The sequence below is a fragment of the Pseudomonas sp. Tn43 genome, from assembly GCF_014192635.1.
GTDB lineage: Bacteria > Pseudomonadota > Gammaproteobacteria > Pseudomonadales > Pseudomonadaceae > Aquipseudomonas.
Genome location: NZ_JACHYG010000011.1, coordinates 13,095 through 34,982, shown reverse-complemented (window position 1 = coordinate 34,982; position 21,888 = coordinate 13,095). Strand labels below are relative to the sequence as shown.

General features: G+C 59.0%; 22 protein-coding genes. 4 read left to right on the top strand and 18 right to left on the bottom strand.

Going from position 1 to position 21,888, the window contains the following annotated elements; genetic code table 11:
• Positions 1-41: 41 nt before the first annotated feature.
• Positions 42-590 (bottom strand): sugar ABC transporter ATPase, encoded by a 549-nt coding sequence (locus FHW68_RS22925; protein WP_095632440.1) that lies wholly within the window; start codon positions 588-590, stop codon positions 42-44.
• Between the two features lie 174 nt (positions 591-764).
• Positions 765-1,532, bottom strand: coding sequence for a sulfite exporter TauE/SafE family protein (locus FHW68_RS22920; RefSeq protein ID WP_095632441.1), 768 nt, complete (start codon positions 1,530-1,532; stop codon positions 765-767).
• Positions 1,533-1,632: 100 nt separating this feature from the next.
• Here FHW68_RS22920 and FHW68_RS22915 point away from each other — a divergent pair, with 100 nt between their 5' ends.
• The 4 genes from FHW68_RS22915 to leuA all read left to right on the top strand — a co-directional run bounded on the left by FHW68_RS22915 (position 1,633) and on the right by leuA (position 7,004).
• Positions 1,633-2,529 (top strand): LysR family transcriptional regulator, encoded by an 897-nt coding sequence (locus tag FHW68_RS22915; RefSeq protein WP_183683223.1) that lies wholly within the window; start codon positions 1,633-1,635, stop codon positions 2,527-2,529.
• Positions 2,530-2,667: 138 nt separating this feature from the next.
• The gene (gene xseA / locus FHW68_RS22910; RefSeq protein ID WP_095632546.1) at positions 2,668-4,047 is read left to right on the top strand and encodes an exodeoxyribonuclease VII large subunit; all 1,380 of its coding nucleotides are present in this window, start codon (positions 2,668-2,670) and stop codon (positions 4,045-4,047) included.
• A 3-nt stretch (positions 4,048-4,050) separates the two neighbouring features.
• A complete protein-coding gene (locus FHW68_RS22905; RefSeq protein ID WP_095632443.1) occupies positions 4,051-4,872 on the top strand; it encodes a peptidoglycan DD-metalloendopeptidase family protein in 822 nt (273 codons plus the stop codon).
• 452 nt (positions 4,873-5,324) lie between these two features.
• A complete protein-coding gene (gene leuA, locus FHW68_RS22900; RefSeq protein ID WP_095632446.1) occupies positions 5,325-7,004 on the top strand; it encodes a 2-isopropylmalate synthase in 1,680 nt (559 codons plus the stop codon).
• 87 nt (positions 7,005-7,091) lie between these two features.
• Here leuA and FHW68_RS22895 read toward each other — a convergent pair whose 3' ends face one another.
• The 16 genes from FHW68_RS22895 to iscA form a co-directional block, all read right to left on the bottom strand.
• Positions 7,092-7,883 (bottom strand): amidohydrolase, encoded by a 792-nt coding sequence (locus FHW68_RS22895; protein WP_183683221.1) that lies wholly within the window; start codon positions 7,881-7,883, stop codon positions 7,092-7,094.
• Positions 7,871-9,019: a pyridoxal phosphate-dependent aminotransferase gene (locus FHW68_RS22890; RefSeq protein WP_183683219.1), complete on the bottom strand. Its 1,149-nt coding sequence runs from the start codon at positions 9,017-9,019 to the stop codon at positions 7,871-7,873. The genes FHW68_RS22895 and FHW68_RS22890 overlap by 13 nt, the downstream gene beginning before the upstream one ends.
• Positions 9,020-9,163: 144 nt before the next feature.
• Complete coding sequence (gene der / locus FHW68_RS22885; RefSeq protein ID WP_095632449.1) at positions 9,164-10,633, bottom strand: ribosome biogenesis GTPase Der; 1,470 nt, start codon at positions 10,631-10,633, stop codon at positions 9,164-9,166.
• Positions 10,634-10,768: 135 nt separating this feature from the next.
• Complete coding sequence (bamB, locus tag FHW68_RS22880) at positions 10,769-11,920, bottom strand: outer membrane protein assembly factor BamB (RefSeq protein WP_183683216.1); 1,152 nt, start codon at positions 11,918-11,920, stop codon at positions 10,769-10,771.
• Positions 11,913-12,554, bottom strand: a complete 642-nt coding sequence (locus FHW68_RS22875; protein WP_183683214.1) for a tetratricopeptide repeat protein — start codon at positions 12,552-12,554, stop codon at positions 11,913-11,915. Before FHW68_RS22875 ends, bamB begins: the two co-directional genes overlap by 8 nt.
• Positions 12,555-12,594: 40 nt before the next feature.
• The gene (gene hisS / locus FHW68_RS22870; RefSeq protein WP_183683212.1) at positions 12,595-13,884 is read right to left on the bottom strand and encodes a histidine--tRNA ligase; all 1,290 of its coding nucleotides are present in this window, start codon (positions 13,882-13,884) and stop codon (positions 12,595-12,597) included.
• A 37-nt stretch (positions 13,885-13,921) separates the two neighbouring features.
• Positions 13,922-15,031 (bottom strand): flavodoxin-dependent (E)-4-hydroxy-3-methylbut-2-enyl-diphosphate synthase, encoded by a 1,110-nt coding sequence (gene ispG, locus FHW68_RS22865; protein ID WP_008070966.1) that lies wholly within the window; start codon positions 15,029-15,031, stop codon positions 13,922-13,924.
• 3 nt (positions 15,032-15,034) lie between these two features.
• Positions 15,035-16,087 (bottom strand): RodZ family helix-turn-helix domain-containing protein, encoded by a 1,053-nt coding sequence (locus FHW68_RS22860; protein WP_183683210.1) that lies wholly within the window; start codon positions 16,085-16,087, stop codon positions 15,035-15,037.
• Entirely contained in the window at positions 16,087-16,845 is a 759-nt protein-coding gene (gene pilW, locus FHW68_RS22855) for a type IV pilus biogenesis/stability protein PilW (protein WP_183683208.1), read from the bottom strand. The genes FHW68_RS22860 and pilW overlap by 1 nt, the downstream gene beginning before the upstream one ends.
• Positions 16,846-16,857: 12 nt before the next feature.
• Positions 16,858-18,006, bottom strand: a complete 1,149-nt coding sequence (rlmN, locus tag FHW68_RS22850; protein WP_095632454.1) for a 23S rRNA (adenine(2503)-C(2))-methyltransferase RlmN — start codon at positions 18,004-18,006, stop codon at positions 16,858-16,860.
• A 29-nt stretch (positions 18,007-18,035) separates the two neighbouring features.
• Complete coding sequence (gene ndk / locus FHW68_RS22845; protein ID WP_016773329.1) at positions 18,036-18,461, bottom strand: nucleoside-diphosphate kinase; 426 nt, start codon at positions 18,459-18,461, stop codon at positions 18,036-18,038.
• A 92-nt stretch (positions 18,462-18,553) separates the two neighbouring features.
• Entirely contained in the window at positions 18,554-18,754 is a 201-nt protein-coding gene (gene iscX, locus FHW68_RS22840; RefSeq protein ID WP_007929528.1) for a Fe-S cluster assembly protein IscX, read from the bottom strand.
• Positions 18,755-18,768: 14 nt separating this feature from the next.
• Entirely contained in the window at positions 18,769-19,110 is a 342-nt protein-coding gene (fdx, locus tag FHW68_RS22835) for an ISC system 2Fe-2S type ferredoxin (protein WP_007903596.1), read from the bottom strand.
• Positions 19,110-20,975: a Fe-S protein assembly chaperone HscA gene (hscA, locus tag FHW68_RS22830; protein WP_183683206.1), complete on the bottom strand. Its 1,866-nt coding sequence runs from the start codon at positions 20,973-20,975 to the stop codon at positions 19,110-19,112. Before hscA ends, fdx begins: the two co-directional genes overlap by 1 nt.
• 51 nt (positions 20,976-21,026) lie before the next feature.
• Positions 21,027-21,548 carry a co-chaperone HscB gene (gene hscB, locus FHW68_RS22825; RefSeq protein ID WP_095632456.1) on the bottom strand — a complete coding sequence of 174 codons (522 nt, stop codon included), beginning with the start codon at positions 21,546-21,548 and terminating at the stop codon, positions 21,027-21,029.
• Between the two features lie 8 nt (positions 21,549-21,556).
• Entirely contained in the window at positions 21,557-21,880 is a 324-nt protein-coding gene (iscA, locus tag FHW68_RS22820; protein WP_095632457.1) for an iron-sulfur cluster assembly protein IscA, read from the bottom strand.
• Between the last annotated feature and the right edge of the window lie 8 nt (positions 21,881-21,888).

Here is a 21,888-nt window from a genome sequence, read left to right as displayed (position 1 = left end):
GCGGGCAAGCCTCGCTCCTACAGTACGGAACCAGCCCAGGTTTAAAGTTCGACTTTGACCCAGCTCACAGGTTGATCCAGCCAATCGGCGAATTCGTCGATGAAGCTCTGCGTGAACCCGGCCTCGAGCCAGTTGTTGAAGATGAAACCCAGGTTGGAAAAACCGCATTCCTGCAAGAACAGAAAGCCGTTGATGTCATCTTCATGCCCGCACTCAGGGCACGTGAAATTATCGGTACGCCCCGGCATCCAGTCTTCCAGGCTTTCGAACAATGCTTCGCCGATCTCCTTGCGGCACTCGGCGCAGCCGGCTTCTTCGAGAAACCCCTTGGCCGGTGTGTAGATGCAGCGCTTGGTGATGATTTCCAGGCCATTGACCGGCTCGCCGAACGGCAGCGCGTCAGGGTGCAAAACTACCGCGCGGGCACCGTCGGCGATGGCGTGGGCCATGCGATTGCCGGTGCGGCCACAGGTGGTCAGTTCTTCTTTAATGATGTTCTTGCGCACCAGCCAACGCACGACCGCCCGGGCCCGGGGTTCATGCACCGGCAGGGTGGAGATTTTCGGGACGATGATGCTTTGCGAGTTCATGGTGCAAGCCTACTGCGTCAAATGGATATTTCTGCGGTGTGTCGGATGACGCCTTCGCGGGCAAGCCTCGCTCCTACAGGGAAATTTATGGAACAACACCAATCCCTTGTAGGAGCGAGGCTTGCCCGCGATAACGCCAAGGCGGCCGGCAGCTTAATCCCTGACGAAATCCGGTCAAGTACTCAAGTAGCGCCCGATCAAGGCAATCCCGCTGGCCAGCACCAGCCAGGTCACCAGCCGCACGAATGTCTCGCGGGACAATTTCATGGTCAACCGCCGGCCGATCCACAAGCCCAGCGCCATCGCCGGCAACAAACACAGCGCCAATACCAACAAGGGTAGCTCGGCATACACACCGGCGATGGCAAACAGGCTCAAACGCACCACGGTGCTGCAACTGATCAGCGCACTCTGAGTCGCCCGGGCCGCGTCCTTGGGCAGCCGACTGTTCAGATAGATTGCATATAAGAAGCCGCCACTGCCAAACAGCGCCCCGAACATCCCGCCCACCGTGCCCATCGGCATTGCCCACCCGGCGGACAATTGCGCCGGACGGGTTTTAATCCACAAGCTGTAAATTGCATAAGTGCTGATAAACAACCCCATCAGCAGCAGCAAAACATCGGACTTCAGGTTCAGCAGAAAAATCACCCCCAACGTGCAGCCCACCGCCATGCACGGCAGCAGTCGCAGTAATTCGGGCCGCGCCACATCCCGCCGCGAGGGCAGCAGATTGCCGAATGCGGCGACGAAATCCAGCAACACCAGCAGCGGCACGATTTTCGACAGCGGCATGAACAGGATCAGAATCGGCCCTGCCACCAGCGCGGTACCAAAACCAGCAATGCCGAACACGATGTAGGCCAGCGCAACGCCCAGCCCAATCACCAGCCAATCCATCGCAACCCACGGCCATTGGTTTAACAACTCCAGCACATTCATCGACACGGCTTCCTTTTATTCCTGCGATGACTTTAGCCAGCGCCGAGCGTTGCGACTAATATCTTCAACGTCGACCACCCATCTCGAAAAGGCATACCTGGTGCTTTCAACTCGCCAATTGCGTTACTTCGTGGAAATCGCCGAGAGCGGCAGCTTCAGCGCGGCAGCCGAACGACTGTTTATTGCGCAATCGGCCTTGAGCCGGCAGATCAAAGACATGGAAATCCGACTGCAAACGCCGCTGTTCGAACGCACCGCGCGCCAGCCCCGTTTGACGGCGGCGGGTGAAGCCTTTTTGCCACGGGCGAGAAACCTGCTGAATGAACTGAGCAAGGCTGGCGAGATGGCCACCCAGGTGGGCAGCGGTCAACTCGGCGTGTTGCGTCTGAGTCACTCCAGCACGGTGCCCATGAGCGGTCGGCTGCTGCGAGGCATCAGCGACTATCTGGATCGGCACGCCGGTGTGTCGATGGACATCGTCAAGCTGTCCTCCGAGGCGCAACTGGAAGAGCTGGCCGAAGGTCGTCTCGATGTCGGTATGTTGCGCCTGCCGGTGTTGCGCCAGCGTGAAGGCGTGCAGATTGTTCCGCTGTACCGCGAGCGTCTGTTGCTGGCGGTGCCGCCGAATCATCGGCTGGCTGTGGATAAGTCCGCCCGAGGCATCGATCTGGCGCAGTTGAAGAATGAGGCGTTTATTTCCATCCCTCATCCACAGCGTGGCGGTTTGAGCTATCTGTCTGCCGAGTTGTGCATGCGCCAAGGATTCTTTCCTCAGGCGGCTCGAGTGGTGTCACGCAAAACCACGCAACTGCAATTGATCCAGGCCGGGTTCGGCATCGCGCTGTTACCGGAATCGATGCAGGACATCGCACCGTTGGATATCCACTTCCTCCCCTTGGCCGACCCGGATTGCCACAGCACCGTCGCCCTCGCCTGCCGGCAAAACCCCACGGCGCTGGTCCAGCAATTTGTTGAGCACTTCACCCGATCGGCGTAGGAGCTGCCGAAGGCTGCGATCCTTTCATCTTCAGCAATTTCAGCCTCGCCGAAAATCAAGATCAAAAGATCGCAGCCTGCGGCAGCTCCTACAGGGGGATCGTGCATTGCGCAGGAGATTGCCTTTATCATGCGCCCCATGATTAAAGATCCCTTTGCAAGACTCGGCCTGGACCGGGAAGTCCTGACTGTCAGCCAGCTCAACGGCCGTGCGCGGGTGTTGCTCGAAGACGTGTTCAGCAACATCTGGGTCGAAGGCGAAATCTCCAACCTCGCTCGCCCGGCGTCCGGCCATGTGTATTTCACCCTCAAGGACAGCGGCGCCCAAGTGCGTTGCGCGCTGTTTCGGCAGAATGCCGCACGGGTTCGCCAGGCGCTGAAGGACGGTCTGGCGGTCAAGGTTCGCGGCAAGGTTTCGCTGTTTGAAGGTCGTGGCGACTATCAACTGATTCTCGACACCGTGGAGCCGGCCGGTGACGGTGCCCTGCGTTTGGCCTTCGACGCGCTGAAGGAAAAGCTCAGCGCCGAAGGCCTGTTCAGTGCCGAGCGCAAAGTGCCGCTGCCGGCGCACCCGCAACGCATTGGCATCATCAGCTCGCCCACCGGCGCGGTGATCCGCGACATTATCAGTGTGTTCCGCCGCCGCGCGCCGCAGATCCAACTGACGCTGATCCCCACCGCCGTGCAAGGCCGCGAAGCCACTGCGCAGATTGTGCGTGCACTGAAACTGGCGGACGCCCGTGGTTTCGACGCGTTGATCCTGGCCCGAGGCGGAGGTTCGCTGGAAGACCTCTGGTGTTTCAACGAAGAAGCCGTGGCCCGCGCGGTGGATGCCTGCGTGACGCCGATTGTCAGCGCCGTCGGCCACGAAACTGACGTGTCGATCAGTGACTTTGTCGCCGATGTCCGCGCCCCTACCCCCTCCGCCGCAGCCGAGCTGCTGGCGCCGGATTCCAGTGATCTGGTTCGACGCATCGAAAGCCTGCATCGGCGCCTGGTGATGCGCATCCGCGATCGCTTGATGCGCGATCGTATGCGTCTGGAAGGCATGACCCGGCGCCTGCGCCATCCCGGTGAACGACTGCGTCAGCAAGCACAGCGCCTGGATGATCTGGACATGCGCCTGCGTCGCGCGTTCGAACGCAGCCTCAATACTCGTCGCGAACGCTTGATCCGCCTGGAAACACGCCTCGCCGGTCAACATCCGGGGCGTCAATTGGCGATGCTTCGCCAGCGCCTCGACAGCCTCGCCGAACGACTGCCCCGGGCCATGCGCGAAGGGCTGAAATCCCGCCGCCTGCAACTGCAAAGCCAGATGCAGACGTTGCACGTGGTCAGCCCGTTGGCGACCCTCGCCCGTGGCTACAGCATTCTGCTGGACGAGCGCGGCAATGCGATTCGCAACGCCGCCCAGACCCATACCGGTCAGCGCCTGAAAGCCAAACTGGGTGAAGGCGAGCTGCAAGTACGCGTCGAAGACAATCACCTGACGCCTGTCACCCTTTCTTTACTGGATTGATCCATGCCGCGTTTTTTTGCTCCCTTGCTGTTGCTGTGCCTGACCTTCAATGCCCATGCCGACAGCTACATCACCCGCCTGTTGAACAAACCGGTGCCGGGCGGTGTAGCCGTCGTGGACCTGGGTACTTCGGCACAAGCACCGAAGGCCATGTATCAGGGCAAACCGGTGCTGGTGGTCAAGGAACAGAACAACTGGCTGGCCATTGTCGGCGTGCCGTTGACGGTCAAGCCGGGAGCCCAATCGATCAGCAGCGGCGCACGCAACCTGAGTTTCACTGTCGGCAGCAAGAAATACCCGGAACAGCGCATCACCCTGAAAAATACCCAGCAGGTCAATCCGGACCCGGAGAATCTCAAGCGCATCGAGCGTGAACTGGCCGAGCAGATTGCCGCCTATCGCACCTTCAGTCCAAACACTCCGAGCAATCTGCTGCTCGATAAACCGGTCAATGGGCCGCTGTCGAGCAAGTTCGGTGTGCGCCGCTTCTTTAACGGTGAAGAGCGCAATCCCCATTCAGGCCTGGATTTCGCGGTGGGCGCTGGCACGCCGATCAAGACCCCGGCCGCCGGCAAGGTGATTTTGATCGGCAATTACTTTTTCAATGGCAATACGGTATTCGTCGACCACGGCCAGGGCTTCATCAGCATGTTCTGTCACATGTCGAAGATCGATGTGAAGGTCGGCCAGCAACTGGCGCGCGGTGGAGTGGTTGGCAAGGTCGGTGCGACTGGCCGGGCGACCGGCCCGCATATGCACTGGAACGTCAGCCTGAATGATGCCCGGGTGGATCCGGCGATTTTCATTGGCGCGTTTCAGCCCTGAAGTATTGTGAGGCCAATGGCCTCATCGCCAGCAGGCTGGCTCCCACATTGGACCGTGTTCACAACACAACGCCCCTGTGGGAGCTAGCCTGCTAGCGATGACGTACTCCCAGACACTGAAATATCTCGACCGGCGCAATTGCGCACCTATCAAACCCCACGCAAAAATCACAACGATCGGTCGAATAAAACACAATAAAATCGCGCAAACCTCCGCTTTTCGAGTATTCCTCTCAATTTTTTTCGACTGCTTGCCATCCTTTCCCCCCGCGGTTAGGGTTGAAGGCATGAAAACCTCTCACACCCTCATTCAGCTTCGCCAGCACCGCAGTCTGTGCCTTGTCAGCGCACGACTGCCAGGTTGAATCGCGGTGCCTCGTCTTACGCTTTATCCCAATTTTTTGATCCACCGGCAGGCCGCCTTTTTTCGGCCCACACAATAAGGATTCCCCGATGAGCATGCTCAAAGACCCGTCTTCGAAATACCGCGCGTTCCCGACCATCGATATCCCGGACCGCACCTGGCCATCGAAGACCATCACCGCCGCGCCGATCTGGTGCAGCTCGGACCTTCGTGACGGCAACCAGTCGCTGATCGAGCCGATGGACGCGGTCAAGAAGCTGCGTTTCTGGAAAACCCTGGTGCAAGTCGGCGTGAAAGAAATCGAAGCCTCGTTCCCGGCCGCTTCGCAAACCGACTTCGACTTCGTGCGTACGCTGATCGAAGACGGCCACATCCCGGACGACACCACCATCCAGGTGCTCACCCAGGGTCGTGAAGACTTGATCGCGCGCACCTTCGAATCCCTGCGCGGTGCCAAGAAAGCCATCGTTCACCTGTACAACGCGACCTCCCCTTCCTTCCGCCGCATTGTCTTCAATCAGGACAAGGACGGGATCAAGGCCATCGCCGTAAACGCCGCCAAGCTGTTCGTCAAATATGCCGCCCAGCAGCCGGAAACCCAGTGGACTTTCGAGTACTCGCCAGAAACCTTCAGCGCCACCGAACTGGAATTCGCCAAGGAAGTCTGCGACGCGGTGATCGAGGTGTGGAACCCGACGCCTGAGCACAAGGTGATCCTCAACCTGCCTGCCACTGTTGAATGCGCCACCCCGAACATCTATGCCGACCAGATCGAATGGTTCGGTCGCCACATCAACCGTCGTGACAGCGTGATCATCAGCCTGCATACCCACAACGACCGTGGCACTGGCGTGGCCGCCACCGAGCTGGGCCTGATGGCCGGCGCCGACCGTGTCGAAGGTTGCCTGTTCGGCAACGGCGAGCGGACCGGTAACGTCGACCTGGTGACCGTGGCCCTGAATCTGTACACCCAGGGCGTAAACCCTGAGCTGGACTTCTCCGATATCGACGGCGTGCGCAAAGTCGTTGAAGAGTGCAACCAGATCCAGGTGCACCCACGTCACCCATACGTTGGCGACCTGGTGCACACCGCGTTTTCCGGCTCGCACCAGGATGCGATCCGCAAGGGCTTCGCCCAGCAGCAACCGGACGCCCTGTGGGAAGTGCCTTACCTGCCGATTGACCCGGCCGACATCGGCCGCAGCTACGAAGCGGTGATTCGCGTCAACAGCCAGTCGGGCAAGGGCGGTATCGCTTACCTGCTGGAACAGGAATACGGCATCAACTTGCCGCGCCGCATGCAGATCGAGTTCAGCCAGGTCGTGCAGCGTGAAACCGATCGTCTGGGCCTGGAAATGACAGCCCAGCAGATCCACGCCTTGCTGCACAGCGAGTACTTGCAGGCCAACACGCCGTATGCGCTGGTCAGCCATCGCTTGCAGGAAGAAAACGGTCACAGCGCCGTGGAAGTGGAAGTCTCCAGCAAAGGCCAGGGCGAAACCAACCTGCATTGGCGCGGCAAGGGCAACGGTGCTCTGGAAGCGCTGGTGGCCGGTCTGCCGATTCCGGTGGAAATCATGGACTACAACGAACATGCCATCGGCGCGGGCACCAATGCCAAGGCTGCGGCCTACATTGAACTGCGCGTAAACGGTGAACGTGCGGTGCACGGCGTCGGCATCGACGAGAACATCACCACCGCCAGCTTCAAGGCCCTGTTCAGCGCGCTGAATCGCTCCTTGAGCCAGCCGGAAGCGAAAGCGGCGTAAGGCTGCGCTGCAATGCAAAAGGCCCCGGGGTGAGAACCTCGGGGCCTTTTTGTTGATCGTTCCCACGCTCTGCGTGGGAATGATCGGTTACGTGAACTCAAAGGTATCCGCATCCAGATTCGCCGGAAACCGCGTGCGATAAGCCTCCAGTTCCGCCGCGTCCAGAACGACCTTGAATACCCCATCGGCATTGCCAGCACTGAGCAACGTCTCACCCTGAAAATCCAGCACCTGACTGTCACCGCTATACGCAAAGCCTTTGCCATCGGTACCGATACGGTTCACCGCCGCCACATAGCAGAGGTTTTCGATCGCCCGTGCCGGCAGTAGACGGTTCCAGTGCTGGCGCCGGGCGCCCGGCCAATTGGCGGTGTACAGCAACAAGTCGGTGTCTTGAGGGTCGCGGCTCCAGACCGGGAAACGCAGGTCGTAGCAAATCAGCGGCCGCACTCGCCAGCCCTTCAATTCGAACTGCACCTGACGCTCGCCCGGGGTGAAATGGTTGTGCTCGCCCGCCATGCGGAACAGGTGACGTTTGTCGTAATGCCACACCTCCCCGTCCGGTCGCGCCCATAACAGACGATTGCGATGACTGCCGTCAGCCACCTGGACGATGATGCTGCCGGTGATCACCGCGTCCAGCTTCGCCGCCTGAACCCGCAGCCATTTACTGGTGGGGCCATTTTCCGGCTCGGCAAGGGTTTCCGATTCCATGGAGAAACCGGTGGTAAACATTTCCGGCAGGATGATCAAGTCAGCGCCGCGAGCCTGTTCCAGCAAAGGCTCGAAATGCTGCAGATTGGCCAGACGATCATGCCAGGCCAGGGTCGTCTGGATCAGCGCGACATTCAGATTGGGCAAAGCACTCAGATCACGCATAGTTTTTCCCCTGCTTCACGCAGAGTCTCCTCGCGTTTGGCAAAGCACAGGCGCACCAGGCGCTGGCCTTCGGGTGGCGTCTGGTAGAACACCGAAATCGGAATACTCGCGACGCCATGTTCGCGGGTCATCCACAGCGCCATCTCGACGTCATTAAGGTCCGGGCGAATCTGCGAGTAATCGACCAGCTGGAAGTACGTACCGGCCACGCGGGTGAAACTGAAGCGCGACGGCGCCAGCAAATCGCAGAACAGATCGCGCTTGGCCTGATAGAAGCCCGGCAACGTTTCAACGTGTTCCGGGTGCTCGGCCATGTAATCGGCCAACGCGTATTGCAATGGCGTCACGCCGCAGAAACTGACGTATTGATGAACCTTGCGCAGCTCCGCTGTGAGGGCCGGCGGTGCGACCACGTAGCCGGTTTTCCAGCCTGTGACGTGATAGGTCTTGCCGAAGGAGCTGACCACGAAAGCACGCTGATACAGCTCTTCGTGATTCAACACGCTGACATGGGGCACACCATCGAACACCAGGTGTTCGTAGACCTCGTCACTGATGACATAAATGTCGCGGTCGCGAATCAACGCCGCCAGCTGATCCAGCTCGGCACGACTGATCAGCGCGCCGCTTGGGTTATGCGGGGTGTTGAGGATGATCATCCGCGTGCGCGGTGTAATGGCTTCACCGAGCTTCTGAAAGTCGATGGCGAAATCATTCAGGCCCAACGGCACATGAACGCAACGACCACCGGCCAGTTCAACCGAGGGCTCATAACTGTCATAGGCCGGATCGAACACAATCACTTCGTCGCCGCTGTGGATAACGGCTTGAATAGCGCAGAAGATCGCCTGGGTTGCGCCGGGAGTGACTGTCACTTCATGGTCGACATCCACATTGACGCCGTAGCTGCGGGCAATCTTCGCCGCAATCTGCTGACGCAATGCCGCAAGCCCGGTCATCGGCGAATACTGGTTGTGGCCATTGGCGATATGCCGACCAACTGCATCGCACAGGGCCTGCGGGGCATCGAAGTCGGGGAAACCCTGGGACAGGTTCAACGCCCCGGTTTGCGCCGCAAGCTGAGACATCTGAGTGAAGATAGTGATGCCGACATTCGGCAGCTTACTGGTGATCATCGGTGAGCCCCTGCAGGTGAGCTGCAAGTTTCAAGCGACAAGCTGCAAGTGGTCAAGCGTCAAACCACCAGACACAAAAAAGGGTCCCGATAAGGACCCTTCTGCTTTTACTTGAGGCTTGCAGCTTGAGGCTCGCCGCTGCTTCTATCGCTTGTCGCGGCGCTTTTTATCGGCTTTCTTGTGGTGCGACATCATCCGACGCTTCTTGTTGACCTGGCGGTCGGTCAGCGAGTTCTTGTTACCTTCGTACGGGTTCTCACCCCCCTTGAACTCGATGCGGATCGGCGTACCGACCAGCTTCAAGACACGACGATAAGTGTTTTCCAGATAACGGACGTAAGACTTCGGCACCTTCTCGATCTGGTTACCGTGAATCACGATGATCGGCGGGTTGGCACCGCCCAAGTGGGCGTAACGCAGCTTGATCCGACGGTTGTTGACCATCGGTGGCGCGTGCTCGCCGACTGCATCTTCCAGAATCTGGGTCAGGCGGTTGGTCGGCCAACGGGTGACCGCGGACTTGAACGAGTTCTGTACCGACGCGTAGAGGTTGCCGACGCCAGTGCCATGCAGCGCCGAGATGAAGTGGATATCGGCGAAGTCGACAAAGAACAGTCGACGTTGCAGTTCGACCTTCACGAAGTCGCGCTCGCTCGGCGTCATGCCGTCCCACTTGTTGATCGCGATAACCAGCGCACGACCGGCCTCAAGGGCAAAGCCCAGCAGGTTGAGGTCGTGGTCGACGACGCCTTCACGGGCGTCCATCACGAAGATCACCACGTTGGCGTCTTTGATCGCTTGCAGGGTTTTGACCACGGAGAACTTTTCGACTTCTTCGTGGATCTTGCCGCGCTTGCGCACACCGGCGGTGTCGATCAGCGTGTACTTCTCGTCGTTACGTTCGAACGGGATGTAAATGCTGTCGCGGGTGGTGCCGGGCTGGTCATAAACGATCACCCGGTCTTCACCGAGCATGCGGTTGACCAGGGTCGACTTGCCAACGTTCGGGCGGCCGATAATGGCGATCTTGATACCGTCTTTTTCGCTTGGGCCAGGAATGCGCTTGGCTTCCTCACCTTCTGCAACGATCTCTTCTTCGCTTTCTTCCGATTCTTCTTCGTCTTTCGGGAAGTCGCTCAGGGCGATTTCCAGCATCTGAGTGATGCCACGACCATGAGCGCCGGCGATCGGGATCGCGTGGCCCATGCCCAACGGGGCGAATTCGGCGCGGGCCATTTCAGGGTCAATGTTGTCGACCTTGTTGGCAACCACGTAAGAACGCTTGTTACGCTTGCGCAAGTGCTCGGCGATCATCTGGTCGGCCGCAGTAAAACCGGCCTTGGCATCTACCAGGAACAGAACGACATCCGCTTCTTCAATGGCCAGCAGCGACTGCTCGGCCATTTTTTCGTCCATACCGTGCTCGTCACCGGAGATACCACCGGTGTCGACCAGAATGTAGGAACGCCCTTGCCACTTGGCCTCACCGTACTGGCGATCACGGGTCAGACCGGACAAGTCGCCGACGATGGCGTCGCGAGTCCTGGTCAGGCGGTTGAACAAGGTGGACTTGCCGACGTTCGGTCGGCCCACCAGGGCGATTACGGGAACCATGCGGCTCTCCACTTCGTTATTTCAGAAAATACAAAAGCCGCTGCGAGGCAGCGGCTGGTGCTCGGGGCAGCGCCTGTAAGCGCTGCGAGCCCCGCAAAACGGGGCCGCTTGGGGGTTAAACCCCAAGCATAGTTCTTACTTGATGGTCAGGGCTTCCAGTTTGCCACTGTTGCCATACAGATAAATCGTGTCACCCACCACCAGCGGACGGGCACGCAGGCCATCGCTGTCGATGCGCTCGCGGCCGACGAAACGACCGTCCACCTGACTCAGCAGGTGCAGGTAACCTTCCATATCACCGACTGCAACATAGCTGGAGAACACTTCCGGAGCCGACAGTTGACGGCGGGCCAGCGAATCGTTGCTCCACAAGGCAGTGGTGGAACGTTCGTCGACGCCTTCAACAGTGCCCGCAGACAGGCTCACGTAGACACTGCCAAAACCCTGGGCAACGCCGGCATAGCTGGAAGCATCACGCTGCCAGAGCTGACGACCACTTTCCAGGTCCAGCGCCGCGACGCGACCCTGGTAGCTGGCGACATACAGCGTACCGCCGGACAGCAGCAAGCCACCGTCAATATCGACCACACGCTCCAGCTCCGAACGACCTTGTGGAATCGCTACACGCTGTTCCCACACCGGCACGCCGTTGGAAACATCCAGAGCAACCACTTTACCAGTCGACAGGCCAGCCACCGCGAGGCGGTTAGTGACGATCGGTGCGCTGGTACCACGCAAGGTCAGAACCGCCGGCGTGCTGTCATACAACCAGCGCTGGTTGCCGGTCGCGGCTTCCAGACCGATCAGACGGTCATCCTGGGTCTGAACCACAACAACGTCACCGTTGGTGGCCGGCGGCGCGAGGACTTCACTGGTCACGCGAGCGCGCCATTTCTCTTCACCGCTGCTGGCATCCAGGGCAACGATTTCACCCTTGAGCGTGCCGATCATGACCAGACCGTAACCTACGCCAACGGCGCCGGAGACAGGCAGTTCGAGATCTTTCTTCCATTTGACGTCGCCATTGCTGCGATCCATCGCCATCACCACACCGGTGACGTCGGCGGCATAGATGGTATCGCCATCGATCGCCGGAACCAGCATGTTGTAGGTTTCGCCCTGACCGTCACCGATCGAACGACTCCACTGCTTTTGCAGCACCACTTCTTCCTTGAAGTCGGTCAACTCGGCCGGTGGCAGTTCTTTTTTGCTGTTGCTGCTGCAACCCGCGGCCAGTATGGCCAGAGCCAGCAATGCTGCATGTTTCCAACGGATCACGTCACGCATCCCCTTTGGCCAGGTCGTCCAGCTTGATTTGTAGGCCGCCAACCGCCGCTTCATCCGACAGTGCCGCCTTGGCTTTCTGATACGCCGCGTTCGCTTCGTCGGTACGACCCAACTGCACCAGCAGGTCGCCTTTGAGCTCTTCGCGAGTGGCCAGGAAAGCTTTGTCGGCATCGCCTTCGAGCAGTTTCAGGGCTTCATCGACCTTATTCTGGCCGGCCAGCACCTGCGCCAGGCGCTGACGGGCAATTTCGCCGAGCGCCGGGTTGGCCGGTTTGGCGACAATGGCTTTCAGTTCGCTGGCTGCGTCGTCCAGCTTGCCGCTGTCGACTGCAACTTTGGCCACGAACAGGCTGCCGTATTGTGCATAAGCGGTGCCGCCAAACTCGCTGTTGAGCTTGCCGGCCAGATCCGAAACACGTGCAGCATCAGGCTTGCCATCAGGCGTCAGCGTGGTTTCGAGCAATTGCTGATAGAGAATCGAGGCGCCTTGCGACTGATTGCTCTGATACTTCTGAAAGGCCTGCCAGCCGAACACGATGACCAGCGCCAACAGGCCGCCAGTGACCAGGGGCTTGCCGTTGCGTGTCCACCAGTCCTTAAACTCCGCCAGATGTTCGTCTTCGGTACTCGACACCCCAATACTCCTTAATCGCTAAATCGGCTGTTTGACAGCTTCAACCCTGCACGATGCAGGTGGCCAGGTGTGCAGCAAGCGCATCCCAGGCAATGCTTTGTTGTTCGCCCTGGCCACGCAGGGGTTTGAAACCTACCACTTGCTGGGCCATTTCGTCCTCACCGAGGATCAATGCATACAGCGCACCGCTCTTGTCGGCTTTCTTGAACTGGCTTTTGAAGCTGCCGGCGCCGGCATTGACTTGCAGGCGCAGGTTGGGCAATTGATCACGAACACGCTCGCTCAGGGCCAGGCCGGCCAGCTCGGCGGCTTCACCGAAGGCGCAGAGATAGACATCGACCTGACGGGAGATTTCTTCCGGGATCTGCTCCAGGGTTTCAAGCAACAGCACGAGACGCTCGATGCCCATGGCGAAACCAACGCCCGTGGTCGGCTTGCCGCCCATCTGCTCCACCAGACCGTCGTAACGACCACCGGCACATACGGTGCCCTGGGCGCCCAACTTGTCGGTGACCCATTCGAAAACGGTCTTGCTGTAGTAATCCAGCCCGCGAACCAGTTTCGGGTTGATCACATAAGGAATGCCGGCGGCGTCCAGACGAGCCTTGAGGCCCTCGAAGTGCACGCGGGATTCCTCGTCGAGGTAATCGGCCATCTTCGGCGCGTCGGCCAATGCCGCTTGAGTGTCGGGATTCTTGGTATCCAGAACCCGCAGCGGGTTGGTCTTCAGACGACGCTGGCTGTCTTCGTCCAGTTGATCCAGGCGAGCGGACAGGTAGTCGACCAGTGCATCACGATAACGACCACGGGACTCGCTGGTGCCCAGGCTATTGAGCTCGAGCTTGACCGCATTGCGGATACCCAGCTCGCCCCACAGGCGCCAGGTCAGCACGATCAGCTCGGCGTCGATGTCCGGACCGTCGAGGTTGAAGACTTCGCAACCGATCTGGTGGAACTGGCGATAACGACCTTTCTGTGGACGTTCGTGACGGAACATCGGGCCGATGTACCAGAGTTTCTGTACCTGACCACCGCCGGTAATGCCGTGCTCGAGCACCGCACGCACGCAGGCCGCTGTGCCTTCAGGGCGCAGGGTCAGGGAGTCGCCGTTGCGATCCTCGAAGGTGTACATCTCTTTTTCGACGATGTCGGTCACTTCACCGATGGAGCGCTTGAACAGCTCGGTGAACTCGACAATCGGCATGCGGATCTGCTTGTAACCGTAGTTATCCAGCAGACGCGAGACGGTACCTTCGAAATGACGCCACAGGGGAGTCTGTTCGGGCAGGATGTCGTTCATGCCACGAATGGCTTGCAGAGACTTGCTCACTATAAATCCTTAAATTCGTTCGGCTCTTTAGTCAGGCTCAGCCGCGAGCGATTACCGCTGCGTCGGCTTCGACCTTTTCGGCCGCTTTCTGGCGGATCAAGCGTTCAAGCTCATCCACCAGATTGTCATTAGTCAGTTTCTGCGCCGGCTTGCCGTCGATGTAAATCAGGTTTGGCGTGCCGCCGGTCAAGCCGATATGGGCTTCCTTGGCTTCGCCCGGCCCGTTGACCACACAACCGATCACCGCGACATCCAGCGGTACCAGCAGGTCTTCCAGGCGCCCTTCCAGCTCGTTCATGGTTTTGACCACATCGAAGTTCTGCCGCGAGCAGCTCGGGCAGGCGATGAAGTTGATGCCACGGGAACGCAGGTGCAGGGATTTGAGAATGTCGTAGCCGACTTTCACTTCCTCGACCGGGTCGGCCGCCAACGAGATGCGAATAGTATCGCCAATCCCTTCGGCGAGCAGCATACCGAGGCCCACGGCGGATTTCACTGTGCCTGAACGCAAACCACCGGCTTCAGTGATGCCCAAGTGCAACGGCTGAACGATTTCCTTGGCCAGCAGGCGGTAGGCGGCGACGGCCATGAACACGTCGGAAGCTTTCACGCTGACCTTGAAGTCCTGGAAATTCAGGCGTTCGAGGTGTTCGACGTGACGCAAGGCGGACTCGACCAGCGCAGCGGGCGTCGGCTCGCCGTATTTCTTTTGCAGGTCTTTTTCCAGGGAACCGGCATTGACGCCGATGCGGATGGGAATCCCGCGATCACGGGCGGCATCGACCACTGCACGCACGCGGTCTTCACGACCGATGTTGCCCGGGTTGATGCGCAGGCAATCGACGCCCAGTTCGGCGACGCGCAAAGCGATCTTGTAGTCGAAATGGATGTCGGCCACCAATGGCACTTTGACCAATTGCTTGATCTTGCCGAAGGCTTCGGCGGCGTCCATATCCGGCACGGAAACCCGTACGATATCGACGCCAGCGGCTTCCAGACGATTGATCTGGGCCACGGTAGCGGCCACGTCATTGGTGTCGCTGTTGGTCATGCTCTGCACAGCGATAGGCGCATCGCCGCCCACGGGCACATTACCGACCCAGATTTTGCGGGATTCGCGACGTTTGATTGGAGATTCGCCGTGCATGACTTATTGACCCAACTTCAGGCGAGCAGTCTCGCCACTGATGAACGGAGCGACATCAACCACCTGCCCGTTGTAGCTGACCTGCGCACCACGGGCGAAGCCCAGACGCACGGAAAAGGGCGGCTTGCCGCTAACGGAAACATTTTCACCTTTACGCTTTAGACCGCTCAACAGCACCTTGCCGGTGCCATCGGTCACTTGCGTCCAGCAATCGGCGGTGAATTGCAGTTGAACCTGGCCTTGGCCGGCCACCGGAGCTGCCGGAGCGGGAGCAGGAACGGTCGGAGCGATTGGAGCCGTGATAACCGGGGCCGGTACAGCGGGAACAGCGGGGGCAGGCGTCGCTGGCGTCGCCGGTGTCGCGACAGCCGGAGCAGTGCTGTGGGCCACAGCCGCAGGCGTTACTGCAGAAACGACTGGCGCTGGAACCGGTGCACTCGTTTCAACACTCACTGGCTCCTGGGCCGAAGTGTCGGTAGAGGACTCGGCCTGAGGCAGCGCAAGCGGCGTTTCACCTTCAGCCTGACCTTGCGCAACGGCCTGGTCTTCCGGCTCGTCCAATGGATGGATCTGGGTGGTACCGTCGGCGCCTTCGACTTCAACGTGTTCCGGCGCCAGACCGATCAGATCCTTGGTACGCAATGAAGTTTGATCCTGCCACCAGATAAAACCACCGCCGATCACCGCGAGTAGCAACAGCAGGCTGACAATTCGCAAAATGGTGTGGGAAACCCGAACCGGCTCTTCGATACGCCCAAGGCTGTGGACGTTGCTGCCATGGGCGTCGGTACCGGTGGATTGGTCGAACTGCTGGACCAGAACTGCTTGGTCCATGCCGAGCAATTTGGCATACGCGCGAATATAACCACGAGCAAAGGTGTGGCCAGGCAGCTTGTCGAAAGCGCCGGCTTCCAGATTGCTCAGGGAATTGACGGTGAGGTTGAGCTTGAGGGCCACTTCGGCCAGCGACCAGCCATTGCTTTCGCGGGCCTGGCGCAAAGTCTCACCGGGATTAACGCGATTCGCTGCTACAACTTCGGGATGCGCCGCTTTCATCATTGCTCCGACAGGTATTGCTGATATTCCGGCGTACCGGGATAGAGTCGTTTTAATTGCAGGCCAAAACTGGCGGCCTTGTCGCGATCTTCGAACACTTTTGCCAGCCGAACGCCGAGCAATAGACTACGTGCATTTTGCTCGGTGAGCAGGCTAAAACGGTCGTAATAGTCACGCGCGGGCACATAATGCCTGTCTTCGTAAGACAACTCAGCCATTTCCAGCAATGCACGTGGCTGTTGCCGATTCAGACGCAGGGCTTTTTCCAGTTGCTGGCGGGCCAGATCACGCTGCCCCAGCTTTGAAGCGGTCATGCCCAGGTTTTCGAAAACCCGTGAACGCTCAGGATACAGAGTGTCGGCGGCGGCCTGTTCGAAGCGCTCATACGCCTCTTTGTAACGTTTTTCTTCGAAAAGAAAGCTGCCGTAGTTGTTCAGGATTCGCGCATCGGCGGGACGAGATGACAGCGCCTTGCGAAAATGCTCATCAGCCAGTTCCGGCTCCATCTCAGCCTGGAACACCAGCCCCAGCGCCGCGCTGGCGTCAGGATCCGAGCTATCCAGGTCCAAAGCCTTCTTCAACGGAACCTTGGCGCGCTCGGTCATGCCCTGTTGCAAATACCCCAAGCCCAGCTGCACGTAGGCGGCACGCGCTTCATCACGACCTTTGCTGGTCTTCATCGGGTTGAAATCGCCCGACAGGACACAACCAGCACAGAGGCTGGCCAACAGCACAAGCAGCGCGAAGCGCAGGGACATAGAGATCCTCTCTTAATTATTGTTCGCGGCGTTCGTTGCGATATCGTTTTCGGCGCTCAACTCGCGCACGGCGATATAACGTTCGCTGCGACGGGTGCGATCCAGCACCTGCCCTACCAATTGGCCACACGCGGCATCGATGTCTTCACCGCGGGTGGTGCGTACGGTGACATTGAAGCCTGCATGGTGAAGCTGATCCTGAAACCGGCGAATCGCGTTGTTGCTTGGGCGCTCGTAACCGGAATGCGGGAACGGGTTGAACGGAATCAGGTTGATCTTGCACGGGATGTTCTTGAGCAGCTCGATCATCTCGACGGCGTGTTCAACCTTGTCGTTGATGTCCTTGAGCAAGGTGTACTCGATGGTCAGCACGCGCTTTTCGCCCAGGGACGACATATAGCGCTGGCACGACTCGAGCAGCATCTTAAGCGGATATTTCTTGTTGATCGGCACCAATTGGTTACGCAATGCGTCATTCGGTGCGTGCAGGGACAACGCCAGGGACACGTCGATGTGCTTGGACAGCTCATCGATCATCGGCACCACGCCGGAGGTCGACAGGGTCACGCGGCGCTTGGAAATGCCGTAGCCCAGGTCATCCATCATCAGGTGCATGGCGGCGATGACGTTGTCGAAGTTCAGCAGCGGCTCACCCATGCCCATCATCACCACGTTGGTGATGGCACGGTCGACGGTCGCCGGGACGCTGCCAAAGGATTTGTTGGCAATCCACACCTGACCGATGACTTCGGCGGCGGTGAGGTTGCTGTTGAAGCCTTGCTTGCCGGTGGAGCAGAAACTGCAATCCAGGGCACAGCCTGCCTGGGACGAAACGCACAAGGTGCCGCGTTTGCCCTGGGGAATGTACACGGTCTCGACGCAGCTGCCGGACGCCACGCGCACCACCCATTTACGGGTGCCGTCGCTGGAGATGTCCTCGCTGACTACTTCCGGACCACGGACCTCAGCAACAGCCTTGAGCTTTTCGCGCAAGGCCTTGCTGACGTTCGTCATGGCGTCGAAATCATCGACGCCAAAATGGTGAATCCATTTCATTACCTGACCGGCACGGAAACGCTTCTCCCCGATTGAGTCGAAGAATTTTTCCATTTCCTGTTGAGTCAGACCCAGCAGGTTGGTTTTTACAGTCGATGTAGTCATGGATTCACCTTCACTCTTTAAGCCAATGCTTAGCGAGTGGTTACTTCAGTAGCTGCGAAGAAGTATGCGATTTCGCGAGCAGCAGCGGCTTCGGAGTCCGAACCGTGTACAGCGTTGGCGTCGATCGATTCGGCGAAGTCGGCACGGATGGTGCCAGGAGCCGCTTCTTTAGGGTTGGTAGCGCCCATCAGTTCACGGTTGCGAGCGATAGCGTTTTCGCCTTCCAGAACCTGAACGACAACCGGACCGGAAGTCATGAAGGCAACCAGGTCACCGAAGAAACCGCGCTCGCTGTGCTCAGCGTAGAAGCCTTCGGCTTCGGCTTTGGACAGTTGCTTCAGTTTCGAAGCTACAACGCGCAGACCAGCGTCTTCGAAGCGAGTGGTGATCTTGCCGATCACGTTTTTAGCAACGGCGTCAGGCTTGATGATGGAGAAAGTACGTTGAACAGCCATGGTGTAACTCCAGAAACGGTAATTTGCGAAAAATTAAACCCGCGAATTATACGCGGGTTCTTTGGTATTGCCTAACGGCGTACGGCGCAGAATCAGTCTGCTTCTTCGATCCAGGCGGCCTGAATGGCTTCAAGCACCTTCTCGCCACCGCGGGCCGGATCATCACTGAACTCCGGCAATGCCAGCACCCATTGATGCAGATCGACGAAGTTCACATAACGCGGATCCACATCCGGCTTGGATTCAGCCAGCTGGATCGCGATTTCCAGCACATCAACCCATTTCAGACTCATATCGATTCCTTGAATCAGTGCGGCGCTTCGGCTGCATGGTTGAGCGAGTATTTCGGAATTTCGATCGTCAGGTCTTCTGTTCCGACGATCGCCTGACAGGCTAGACGAGATTGCGCTTCCAGCCCCCAAGCCCGATCAAGAAAGTCTTCTTCCAGCTCATCGGCTTCTTCCAGCGAATCGAAGCCTTCGCGAACAATGCAGTGACAAGTGGTGCAGGCGCAGACGCCGCCACAGGCGCTTTCCATCTCGATATGGTGTTCATGGGCCAGTTCGAGAATGGAAATACCGGGCTCAGCCTCTACAACCATGCCTTCCGGGCAGAACTTCTCGTGTGGCAGAAAAATGACCTGCGGCATCAGTTATCCTCGATTTCATTCAGGTTGCGTCCCGCCAGAGCGGCTTTCACCGTCGAGTCCAGGCGGCGGGCAGCAAAGGCATCGGTCACTTGCGACAGACGTTTGGTCTGCTGCTCGATGGCGTAACCATCGGTGCCTTTCATCAATTCGGTCAGTTCCTGCATCTGCAATTCAATGACCATGCGCTCTTCAGCGTCGAGCAGGCGTTCGCCGTCAACGTCCAGAGCGCCCTGCACCGCCTCGATCAAGCGCTGGGCATCGACCTGCTGCTCACGTAATACACGCGCGACTTTGTCGTCGTTGGCGTGCTGGAACGAATCTTTAAGCATTTTGGCGATTTCGCCGTCGGTCAGGCCGTAGGACGGTTTGACCTGGATGCTGGCTTCGACGCCTGAACCCAATTCGCGGGCCGAGACATTGAGCAGACCGTCGGCGTCGACCTGGAAGGTCACGCGAATCTTCGCCGCACCGGCCACCATCGCCGGAATACCGCGCAATTCGAAACGCGCCAGGGAGCGGCAGTCGCTGATCAACTCGCGCTCGCCCTGCAACACGTGGATCGCCATGGCTGACTGGCCATCTTTATACGTGGTGAAGTCCTGGGCCCGGGCGACGGGGATGGTGGTGTTGCGCGGAATCACCTTCTCCATCAGACCGCCCATGGTTTCCAGCCCCAGGGACAAAGGAATCACGTCCAGCAACAGCAGTTCGCCACCGTCCCGTTTGTTGCCGGCCAGGGTATCGGCCTGGATCGCGGCACCGATGGCCACGACCTGATCCGGATCGATTTCGGTCAGCGGTTCGCGACCGAAGGCCTGCGCAACAGCTTCACGGACGCGAGGCACACGCGTCGAGCCGCCGACCATGACCACAGCGTGAACGTCTTCCAGCTCGATACCGGAATCACGCACCGCGCGACGGCAGGCTTTCAGGCTGCGAGCGACCATCGGCTCGATCAACGCATTGAAGGCGTCACGGGTCAGCTCGGCCTTCCAGTCGCCATAAGCAATTTCAATGGACGAGGACTGGGTCAAGGCTTCTTTAGCCGCACACGCGGTTTGCAGCAGATTACGTTGCGCACCCGGATCAAGGTCGGCCGACAGACCGGCATTCTCGATGATCCAGCCAGCGATTGCATGGTCGAAGTCATCGCCGCCCAGCGCGCTGTCGCCGCCGGTGGCCAGCACTTCGAACACACCGCCAGTCAGGCGCAAAATAGAAATATCGAACGTACCGCCACCCAGATCATAAATCGCGACCAGACCTTCAGCGTGTTGATCCAGGCCGTAAGCCACAGCGGCGGCGGTTGGCTCATTAAGCAAACGCAGCACGTTCAGGCCGGCCAGCCGGGCCGCATCCTTGGTGGCTTGACGCTGAGCATCATCGAAATAGGCCGGAACGGTGATCACCGCGCCAACCAGCTCGCCACCCAAGGTCGCTTCAGCACGCTGACGCAGCACCTTGAGGATATCGGCGGAAACTTCGACCGGGCTTTTCGGGCCTTGCACCGTATCGATGAACGGCATGTGCGACTCGCCATCGACAAAACGGTACGGCAGTTGATCGCCCAATTGCTTGACGTCGGACAGACCACGACCCATCAAGCGCTTGACCGACAGCACCGTATTCAAAGGATCGGACGCGGCAGCCAGTTTGGCCGACTCGCCAACTTCGACACGATCGGGGTGATAGCGCACCGCAGATGGCAGGATGACCTGCCCTTGTGCGTCGGCCAGAGGTTCGGAAAGACCACTGCGCAACGCAGCGACCAGCGAATTGGTAGTACCCAAGTCAATCCCCACAGCCAGACGACGCTGGTGCGGTTGAGGACTTTGGCCGGGTTCGGCGATCTGCAGTAGGGCCATCGTGATCAGGACTTATCTGTATATCAGGCGTGCGACCGGAGCGGCACTGGGTTAATCGTCGAGGCGCTCTTCTAACTGGCGCACTTCGTAGGTGAGCTTGTCGAGAAACTGCATACGCCGCATCAGGCGTTCGGCCCGTTCACGTTGCGCTGCATCATCCCAACAGGCTGCGAAGCTTTCGTTCAGTTCATCCTGCGCGATCTTCAAGCGGCGCTTGAACACGGCAATGCCGGCCAGGTCGGCGCTGTCTTGCAGATCTTCGAGCTCTTCACGCAATTCCATCTGCTGCAGAAGAAACTCCGGATCATGCACCGTGACCTCCAGCGGCAACTCGCCACCACTCAACGCAAGCAAGTATCGCGCGCGTTTTGGGGGGCTTTTGAGCGTTTGGTAGGCCTCGTTGAGGCTCGCGGATTGCTCGAGCGCCAGCCGCTGCTCACGCTCGGAAGCGTCGGCAAAGCGGTCCGGATGAACACCGCGCGCCAACTCTCGGTAGCGCGTGGCCAACTGATCGAGATCCAGACGGAAGCTCGGTTTCAGCTCAAATAAAGCGAAATGACAAGGAGTACCCACGAGCAGCCTCAGATGTTGAAGCTTTCGCCGCAGCCACATTCACCGCGAACGTTGGGATTGTTGAACTTGAAGCCTTCGTTCAACCCTTCCTTGACGAAATCGAGTTCGGTGCCGTCCAGGTAAGCGAGGCTTTTCGGGTCGATGATCACTTTTTCGCCGTGACTTTCGAACACCGTATCCTCTGCCACCACCTCGTCGACAAACTCCAGCACGTAGGCAAGGCCGGAACAGCCTGTGGTGCGAACACCCAGACGAATCCCTTCACCTTTGCCGCGCCCGTTGAGGGAGCGTCGCACGTGTTGAGCAGCCGCTTCTGTCATGCTGATAGCCATCGGTGACT

Coding starts and splice junctions, on each gene's coding strand:
- hscA (WP_183683206.1), bottom strand. CDS start 20,975: ATGGCCCTACTGCAGATCGCCGAACCCGGCCAAAGTCCTCAACCGCAC.
- bamB (WP_183683216.1), bottom strand. CDS start 11,920: ATGCGTGACGTGATCCGTTGGAAACATGCAGCATTGCTGGCTCTGGCC.
- fdx (WP_007903596.1), bottom strand. CDS start 19,110: ATGCCGCAGGTCATTTTTCTGCCACACGAGAAGTTCTGCCCGGAAGGC.
- FHW68_RS22895 (WP_183683221.1), bottom strand. CDS start 7,883: ATGCGTGATCTGAGTGCTTTGCCCAATCTGAATGTCGCGCTGATCCAG.
- der (WP_095632449.1), bottom strand. CDS start 10,633: ATGGTTCCCGTAATCGCCCTGGTGGGCCGACCGAACGTCGGCAAGTCC.
- FHW68_RS22920 (WP_095632441.1), bottom strand. CDS start 1,532: ATGAATGTGCTGGAGTTGTTAAACCAATGGCCGTGGGTTGCGATGGAT.
- iscX (WP_007929528.1), bottom strand. CDS start 18,754: ATGAGTCTGAAATGGGTTGATGTGCTGGAAATCGCGATCCAGCTGGCT.
- rlmN (WP_095632454.1), bottom strand. CDS start 18,006: ATGACTACATCGACTGTAAAAACCAACCTGCTGGGTCTGACTCAACAG.
- FHW68_RS22890 (WP_183683219.1), bottom strand. CDS start 9,019: ATGATCACCAGTAAGCTGCCGAATGTCGGCATCACTATCTTCACTCAG.
- pilW (WP_183683208.1), bottom strand. CDS start 16,845: ATGTCCCTGCGCTTCGCGCTGCTTGTGCTGTTGGCCAGCCTCTGTGCT.
- ispG (WP_008070966.1), bottom strand. CDS start 15,031: ATGCACGGCGAATCTCCAATCAAACGTCGCGAATCCCGCAAAATCTGG.
- leuA (WP_095632446.1), top strand. CDS start 5,325: ATGAGCATGCTCAAAGACCCGTCTTCGAAATACCGCGCGTTCCCGACC.
- FHW68_RS22860 (WP_183683210.1), bottom strand. CDS start 16,087: ATGAAAGCGGCGCATCCCGAAGTTGTAGCAGCGAATCGCGTTAATCCC.
- iscA (WP_095632457.1), bottom strand. CDS start 21,880: ATGGCTATCAGCATGACAGAAGCGGCTGCTCAACACGTGCGACGCTCC.
- xseA (WP_095632546.1), top strand. CDS start 2,668: ATGATTAAAGATCCCTTTGCAAGACTCGGCCTGGACCGGGAAGTCCTG.
- FHW68_RS22925 (WP_095632440.1), bottom strand. CDS start 590: ATGAACTCGCAAAGCATCATCGTCCCGAAAATCTCCACCCTGCCGGTG.
- FHW68_RS22905 (WP_095632443.1), top strand. CDS start 4,051: ATGCCGCGTTTTTTTGCTCCCTTGCTGTTGCTGTGCCTGACCTTCAAT.
- ndk (WP_016773329.1), bottom strand. CDS start 18,461: ATGGCTGTTCAACGTACTTTCTCCATCATCAAGCCTGACGCCGTTGCT.